5 protein-coding genes and 1 riboswitch are annotated in these 6,539 nt (G+C 68.7%); of the genes, 3 read left to right on the forward strand and 2 right to left on the reverse strand.

The window, feature by feature from the left end; genetic code table 11:
- Window positions 1–20: 20 nt before the first annotated feature.
- Window positions 21–2,783, reverse strand: coding sequence for a methionine synthase (gene metH / locus AC07YS_RS11675; protein ID WP_495267855.1), 2,763 nt, complete (start codon window positions 2,781–2,783; stop codon window positions 21–23).
- A 22-nt stretch (window positions 2,784–2,805) separates the two neighbouring features.
- Window positions 2,806–2,881: riboswitch (S-adenosyl-L-homocysteine riboswitch) on the reverse strand.
- A gap of 177 nt (window positions 2,882–3,058) precedes the next feature.
- On the opposite strand from metH, the gene AC07YS_RS11680 reads away from it, so the two are divergent.
- Together AC07YS_RS11680 and AC07YS_RS11685 are read left to right on the forward strand one after the other, a co-directional pair.
- Entirely contained in the window at window positions 3,059–4,069 is a 1,011-nt protein-coding gene (locus AC07YS_RS11680) for an esterase/lipase family protein (RefSeq protein WP_495267854.1), read from the forward strand.
- 11 nt (window positions 4,070–4,080) lie between these two features.
- On the forward strand, window positions 4,081–4,992 hold the full coding sequence (locus AC07YS_RS11685) for a lipase secretion chaperone (RefSeq protein WP_495267853.1): 912 nt from the start codon (window positions 4,081–4,083) through the stop codon (window positions 4,990–4,992).
- Window positions 4,993–5,013: 21 nt separating this feature from the next.
- Here AC07YS_RS11685 and AC07YS_RS11690 read toward each other — a convergent pair whose 3' ends face one another.
- Entirely contained in the window at window positions 5,014–5,451 is a 438-nt protein-coding gene (locus tag AC07YS_RS11690; protein WP_062473998.1) for a PACE efflux transporter, read from the reverse strand.
- Between the two features lie 101 nt (window positions 5,452–5,552).
- On the opposite strand from AC07YS_RS11690, the gene AC07YS_RS11695 reads away from it, so the two are divergent.
- Window positions 5,553–6,473: a LysR family transcriptional regulator gene (locus AC07YS_RS11695; RefSeq protein WP_062474000.1), complete on the forward strand. Its 921-nt coding sequence runs from the start codon at window positions 5,553–5,555 to the stop codon at window positions 6,471–6,473.
- Window positions 6,474–6,539 lie beyond the last annotated feature (66 nt).

Genomic DNA, 6,539 nt, shown 5'->3' on the forward strand with positions numbered 1-6,539 from the left:
GCGCCGACCGGCCGGCAGGTTCAAAGGTTCGGCGCCAGCAGGCGCTCGAGCTCCGCTTCGCTCGTGCGGCGCCGCGCGGCCTGGTCCTGCAACTGGTCGTGCCCGATCTTGCCGACGTTGAAGTACGTCGCATCGGGGTGCCCGAGGTAGAAGCCGCTCACGCTGGCGGCGGGCATCATAGCGAGGCTCTCCGTCAGGGTCATGCCAATGTCCGCGCAGTTCAGAAGGTCGAACATCGGGCCCTTCACGCTGTGGTCGGGGCAGGCCGGGTAGCCGGGCGCGGGGCGGATGCCGCGGTACTTCTCGGCAATCATGTCGTCGTTGCTCAGGCCTTCGTGGGGCGCGTAGCCCCACAGGTCGGTGCGCACGCGGTGGTGCATGGCTTCGGCAAAAGCCTCGGCCAGCCGGTCGGCCAGGGCCTTGAGCATGATGGCGGAGTAGTCGTCGAGGTCGTCGATGAAGAACTTCTCTTTCTTCTCGACGCCCAGGCCGGCGGTGACGGCGAACACGCCGACGTAGTCCTTCACGCCGCTGTCCTTGGGCGCGACGAAGTCGGCCAGGCAGCGGCTGGGGCGCATCACGCCGTCGATCATCTGCTTCTCGGTCTGCTGGCGCATGCCGTACCAGGTGAGCGCGACTTCGCTGCGCGTCTCGTCGGTATAGAGCTCGATGTCGTCGTCGTTCACGGTGTTGGCGGGCCAGAAGCCGACCACGCCGCTGGCGCTGAGCCAGCGCCCTTCGATGAGGCGCTTGAGCATGCGCTGGCCGTCGGCGTACACGCGCACGGCCTCGGTGCCGACGATCTCGTCCTTCAGGATGGCGGGGAACGGGCCGGCCAGGTCCCAGGTCTGGAAGAACGGACCCCAGTCGATGTACTTTGCCAGCTCGGTGAGGTCGAAGTTCTTGAACACGCGCCGGCCGATGAACTTGGGCACGGTGGGCACGAAGTTCGCGAAGTCGACCGGCGTCTTGTTGGCGCGCGCCTTGGCCAGCGGCCACATCGGCACCTGCTTCTTGTTGGCGTGCTGCGTGCGCACCTTCTCGTAGTCGGCGTTGATCTCGTCGATGTACGCGGTGGCCTGGTCCGAGAGCAGGCTCTGCGCCACGCTCACGCTGCGCGAGGCGTCGGGCACGTAGACCACGGGGCCTTCGTAGTGCGGCGCGATCTTCACGGCCGTGTGCACGCGGCTGGTGGTGGCACCGCCGATGAGCAGCGGGATCTTCTTGATGCGGAAGTGGTCGTCCTTCTGCATCTCGCCGGCCACGTACTGCATCTCTTCGAGGCTGGGCGTGATGAGGCCCGACAGGCCGACGATGTCCGCGCCCTCGACCTTCGCCTTCGCCAGGATCTCGTGGCACGGGACCATCACGCCCATGTTCACCACTTCGAAGTTGTTGCACTGGAGCACGACGGTGACGATGTTCTTGCCGATGTCGTGCACGTCGCCCTTCACGGTGGCGATGATGATCTTGCCCTTGGTGCGCACGTCGCGGCCCGCGGCCTCGTCCTGGCGCTTTTCTTCCTCGATGTACGGAATGAGGTGGGCCACGGCCGACTTCATCACGCGCGCCGACTTCACCACCTGCGGCAGGAACATCTTGCCCTGGCCGAACAGGTCGCCCACGATGTTCATGCCGTCCATCAGCGGGCCTTCGATCACGTGCAGCGGACGCCCGCCCTTGGCGAGGATCTGCTGGTAGGCCTCTTCGGTGTCCTCGACGATGAAGTCGGTGATGCCGTGCACCATCGCGTGCGACAGGCGCTGGTTGACGTGCACCGGGTGCTCGGGCGTGCCGCGCCATTCGAGCTTCTTGCTGTCGTCCTTGGCGCCGCTCTTGGCGGTCTCGGCCACTTCGACGAGGCGCTCGCCCGCGTCGGGGCGGCGGTTGAGCACCACGTCTTCCACGCGCTCGCGCAGCGTGGGTTCGAGGTCGTCGTACACGCCGACCATGCCGGCGTTGACGATGCCCATGTCCATGCCCGCCTGGATCGCGTGGTACAGGAACACGGTGTGGATGGCCTCGCGCACCGGGTCGTTGCCGCGGAAGCTGAAGCTCACGTTGCTCACGCCGCCCGACACCTTGGCGCCGGGCAGGTTCTGTTTGATCCAGCGCACGGCGTTGATGAAGTCGACCGCGTAGTTGTCGTGCTCCTCGATGCCGGTGGCGATGGCGAAGATGTTCGGGTCGAAGATGATGTCTTCGGGCGGAAAGCCCACCTCGTCGACCAGCACGCGGTAGGCGCGCTCGCAGATCTCGATCTTGCGTGCGTAGGTGTCGGCCTGGCCCTTCTCGTCGAAGGCCATGACCACGGCGGCGGCGCCGTAGCGCTTGACCAGCTTGGCCTCGTGCTTGAACTTGTCGACGCCCTCCTTCATGGAGATCGAGTTGACGATGCCCTTGCCCTGGATGCAGCGCAGGCCGGCCTCGATGACCTCCCACTTGGAGCTGTCGACCATCACCGGCACGCGCGCGATGTCGGGCTCGCTGGCGATGAGGTTCAGGAAGCGCACCATGGCAGCCTTGCTGTCGAGCATGGCCTCGTCCATGTTGATGTCGATCACCTGCGCACCGTTCTCCACCTGCTGGCGCGCGACGGCCAGGGCGTCCTCGAACTGGCCGTTGAGGATCATGCGCGCGAAGGCCTTGGAGCCGGTGACGTTGGTGCGCTCGCCGATGTTGACGAACAGCGTGCCCTCGCCGATGGCGACCGGCTCGAGGCCGGACAGCTTCATGGGAGGGGGAGCGACGGGAGCGAAAACGGATGCGGGAATCTGGGACATGGCCTCACCTGCGGAAGAGTCGGACAGGCGAGCGTCGTTGTCGCCCCAAGCCTGACGATTCGCCTCTGTGGCGAACCGCTGCAACGCTCCTTGGGAAGTCGCGCATTTTAGGTCGATTCGATTGCGCCCTGGGAAAACCCCAGTTTTCATTCCTGCACGTGTCAACAGAATGCGCCCACCGTTTCTGAACGAACGTTCGTGTTTTTAACCAAACGTTAGGGAGTTCGCCGATGGCCAGGAAGTGGAATGTCCGGTTGCAGCATGCAGCCACCCCGATGCGCGCCGTGGCCCTGAGCTGCGGCCTCCTGGCCGCCGCGGCCCTCGCGGTTCACGCGCCACCAGCGCGTGCCGCGGCCGGCGACAGCGCCACCCGCGTCGAGGCCCGCGTCACCTCCGACACGGCGAAGACCAAGTACCCGATCGTGCTGGTCCACGGCCTGCTGGGCTTCGACAACCTGCTGGGCGTCGACTACTTCTACGACATCCCCGGCAGGCTGGCCGCGGCGGGCGCCAAGGTGTACGTGGCGCAGGTGTCGGGCACCAACACCTCCGAGATCCGCGGCGAGCAGCTGCTGCAGGAGCTCAAGACCATCCGCGCGCTGGAGCAGAACCCCACGCTCAAGTTCAACCTCATCGGCCATTCGCAGGGCTCGCCCACGGTGCGCTACGTGGCGGCGGTGGCGCCCGACATGGTGGCCTCGGTCACCTCGGTGGGCGGCGCCAACGGCGGCTCGAAGGTGGCCGACCTGCTCGCCAAGCTGCCCGAAGGCGGCATCGGCCAGACCCTGGTGGTGAAGGCCGTCGACCTGCTGACGGGGCTGATCGGTTTTCTCTCGGGCAAGGACCCGAGCCAGCTGCCCGAGGTGCCGCTGAACGCGCTGGCCTCGCTGACCACGGCGGGCGGCGCGGCCTTCGACGCCAAGTTCCCGCAGGGGCGCCCCGCGCCGGGCTCGTCGTGCGACGTGAAGAGCGGCGCGGCCGTGGCCAACGGCGTGCGCTACTACTCGTGGTCGGGCGTGTCGACCAGCTTCAACCTGTTCGACCCGAGCGACACGGCGCTGTCGACGCTGGGCAGCCTGTTCTTCTTCGGCGAGGCCAACGACGGCCTGCTCGCGGTCTGCACCACGCGCCTGGGCACCCACCTGGGCGACTACCGCCAGAACCACCTGGACGAGGTGAACCAGGCCTTCGGCAACACCTACGGCAGCCAGTTCCCGTACTACGAGAAGAAGCCGCCGGAACTGTTCAGGGAACAGGCCGCGCGACTCAAGAGCGCGGGGCTCTGAGGACGCTGCGCATGCGCGGTGTGGCCTTGACCATCGGCGCCGTCGCGCTGGTGGCCGTGGGGACCGGCTGGCTGGCGATCGGCCCCGGGGCGGTCGATGCGCCGCAGGCCGCCGCGCCCCGCGCCACGGCGGCGGTCGCGGTGCCCACCGTGCCTCGTCCGGCGCAGTCCACCGCAGCGGCCCCCGACGCCCTGCTCACCAGCGACCTCATCACCCTCTTCGACCAGGTGCTCGCCGAAGCGCAGGCCGACAGCAAGGCCACGCTGATGGCCCGCGCGCCCGCCCTGCTCGCCCAGCGCCTGCGCGAGGACTGGCGCGTGCGCGCGCTGGCCCTGCTGGAGCGCTACGTCGACATGCAGGAAGCCCTGCGCACCTTGCAACCACCCGCGCCGGGCGACCCGGCCTTTCTGCGGCGCAGCCTGGAGGCGCGCGAGGCGGTGCGCCGGCAGTTCTTCGCGCCCGAGGAAATCGAAGGCCTGTTCGGCGACCAGATCCGGCAGGACCGGTTCATGGCCGAGAAGATGGAGTTGCTGTCCAACCCCGACCTCACGCCCGAGCAGCGCGCCGCGGCGCTGGCCCAAAGCGAGCAGGCCTGGCTGTCGCCCGCGCAGCGCGAGGTGCGCAAGGAGGCGGTGGCGCATCTGGACGTGATGCGCCAGACCGAGGCCCTGCAGGCGCGCGGCGCCAGCCCCCAGGAGCGCTTTGCCGCGCGCAGCGAGGCCTACGGCTACGAGGTGGCACGCGGCCTGGCCACGCTCGACCAGGAAACCCAGGAATGGAACGCCCGGCTCGACCGCTACGCCAGCGCGCCCGAGGCCGAGCGGGCCCAGCTGCGCGAGACGCTCTTCAACGAGAACGAGCGCCTGCGCCTGAGCGGTGCCCTGGCGATGCGCTCGGCCGCCGCGCCCAAGCCGGCGCGATAAATCCGCTAAGTAAGCGCAGGCTTACGCAGGCTGCGCTTCGCCCATGGCCGAGGCCGGCAGGCCGAACACGCGGTCGAAGGCCCAGTTGAAGACGAAGGTGTAGACCAGGAAGAACACCACCAGGCCCAGGTCCATCACCAGCGCCTGCCAGAGCGACACGCCCAGGCCCCAGGCCAGCATCGGCACCAGGAAGGCGATCAGGCCGCCCTCGAAGCCGATGGCGTGGGCGATGCGGCGCTTCAGGCTGCGCCCGCGCACCGCCTGGCGCGACTCCCAGCGCTCGAACAGGGCGTTGAAGGTCAGGTTCCAGATCACCGCGATGACCGAGGCGCCCACGGCCAGCAGGCCCGAGTGGCCGAGCCCCGCATCCGACATCAGGGCCAGGCCGGCGCTGGCCGCCACGATGGCGATGCCCTCGTAGAGGGAGATGTAAACGATCCGACGCTGAAGGCCCTGCATGACTGTTTCTCTGTGTGTTTGACTGCGATGGAGGGACTTTATTTGCTTTTAGTTGATATAAAAAGTTAACTTATTTCAGTTTTATTGATAGATCGGGCGCCATGGCTTTCTCCAGCGACAACGTCGAGGTCTTCCTGGCCGTGATCGACCACGGCTCGTTTTCGGCCGCCGCGCGGGCGCTGCGCAAGGTGCCGTCGGCCGTGAGCATGGCCATCGCCAACCTGGAGGCCGAGCTGGCGCTGCCGCTGTTCGACCGCAGCGGCCGCGAGCCCCAGCCCACGTCGGCCGCGCGCTCGCTCGAGCCGCAGGCGCGGCTGCTCGCGGCCCAGCTGCGGCAGTTGCAGGTGCAGGCGCTGGCGCTCACGCAGGGGCTGGAAGACCGGCTCACGCTGGCCATCGCGCCCGAGCTGCTGGCCGCGCCCTGGAGCGGGCCGCTGGCCGCGCTGGCCGACGACTACCCGCTGCTGCAGGTCGAGGTGCTGGCCGCACCGCAGGCCGACGCACTGGCGCTGCTGCACAGCGGCCGGGCGCAGCTGGCGCTGGTGTTCGAGCGCCCCAGCCTCGACGGCCGCGAGGGCTTCCAGGAGGTGGGCAGCGACACCATGGTGGCCGTGATGGCGCCCGAGCACCCCGTGCTGCGCGCGGCGGCCGGCGGGCGCCTGCGCGAGGAGCACCTGACCAACACGCGCCAGATCGTGGTCGCGGGGCGCGACCTGGCCACCAGCGACCCGCGCTTCGTGTTCGCGCGGCATGTCTGGCGCACCGACAACGCGCTGGCCGCGCTGAGCCTGATCACCGCCGGGCTGGGCTGGGGCTGGCTGCCGCGCAACTTCGCCCGGCCGCACGTGGCGGCGGGCGCGCTGGTCGAGATTCCGTTCGAGAACCTCAGCAACGGGCTGGACCTGTGGGTGGACGTGGTGTGGTCGCGCGAACGGCCGCTGGGCCTGGGCGCGCAGCGCTTCGTGGCGCTGATCGCGCGCGACCGGCAGGCGGCGGCCGGCATCGGGACGCCGGCCGTGTGAGCCGGGTCAATTCTTTCCGTGGCCGTGGCCGTGCCCACCGCCCCCGCCGTGCGGACGCCCTCCTCC

This window comes from Variovorax sp. GW458-11-26-14-LB1 (genome assembly GCF_059423965.1).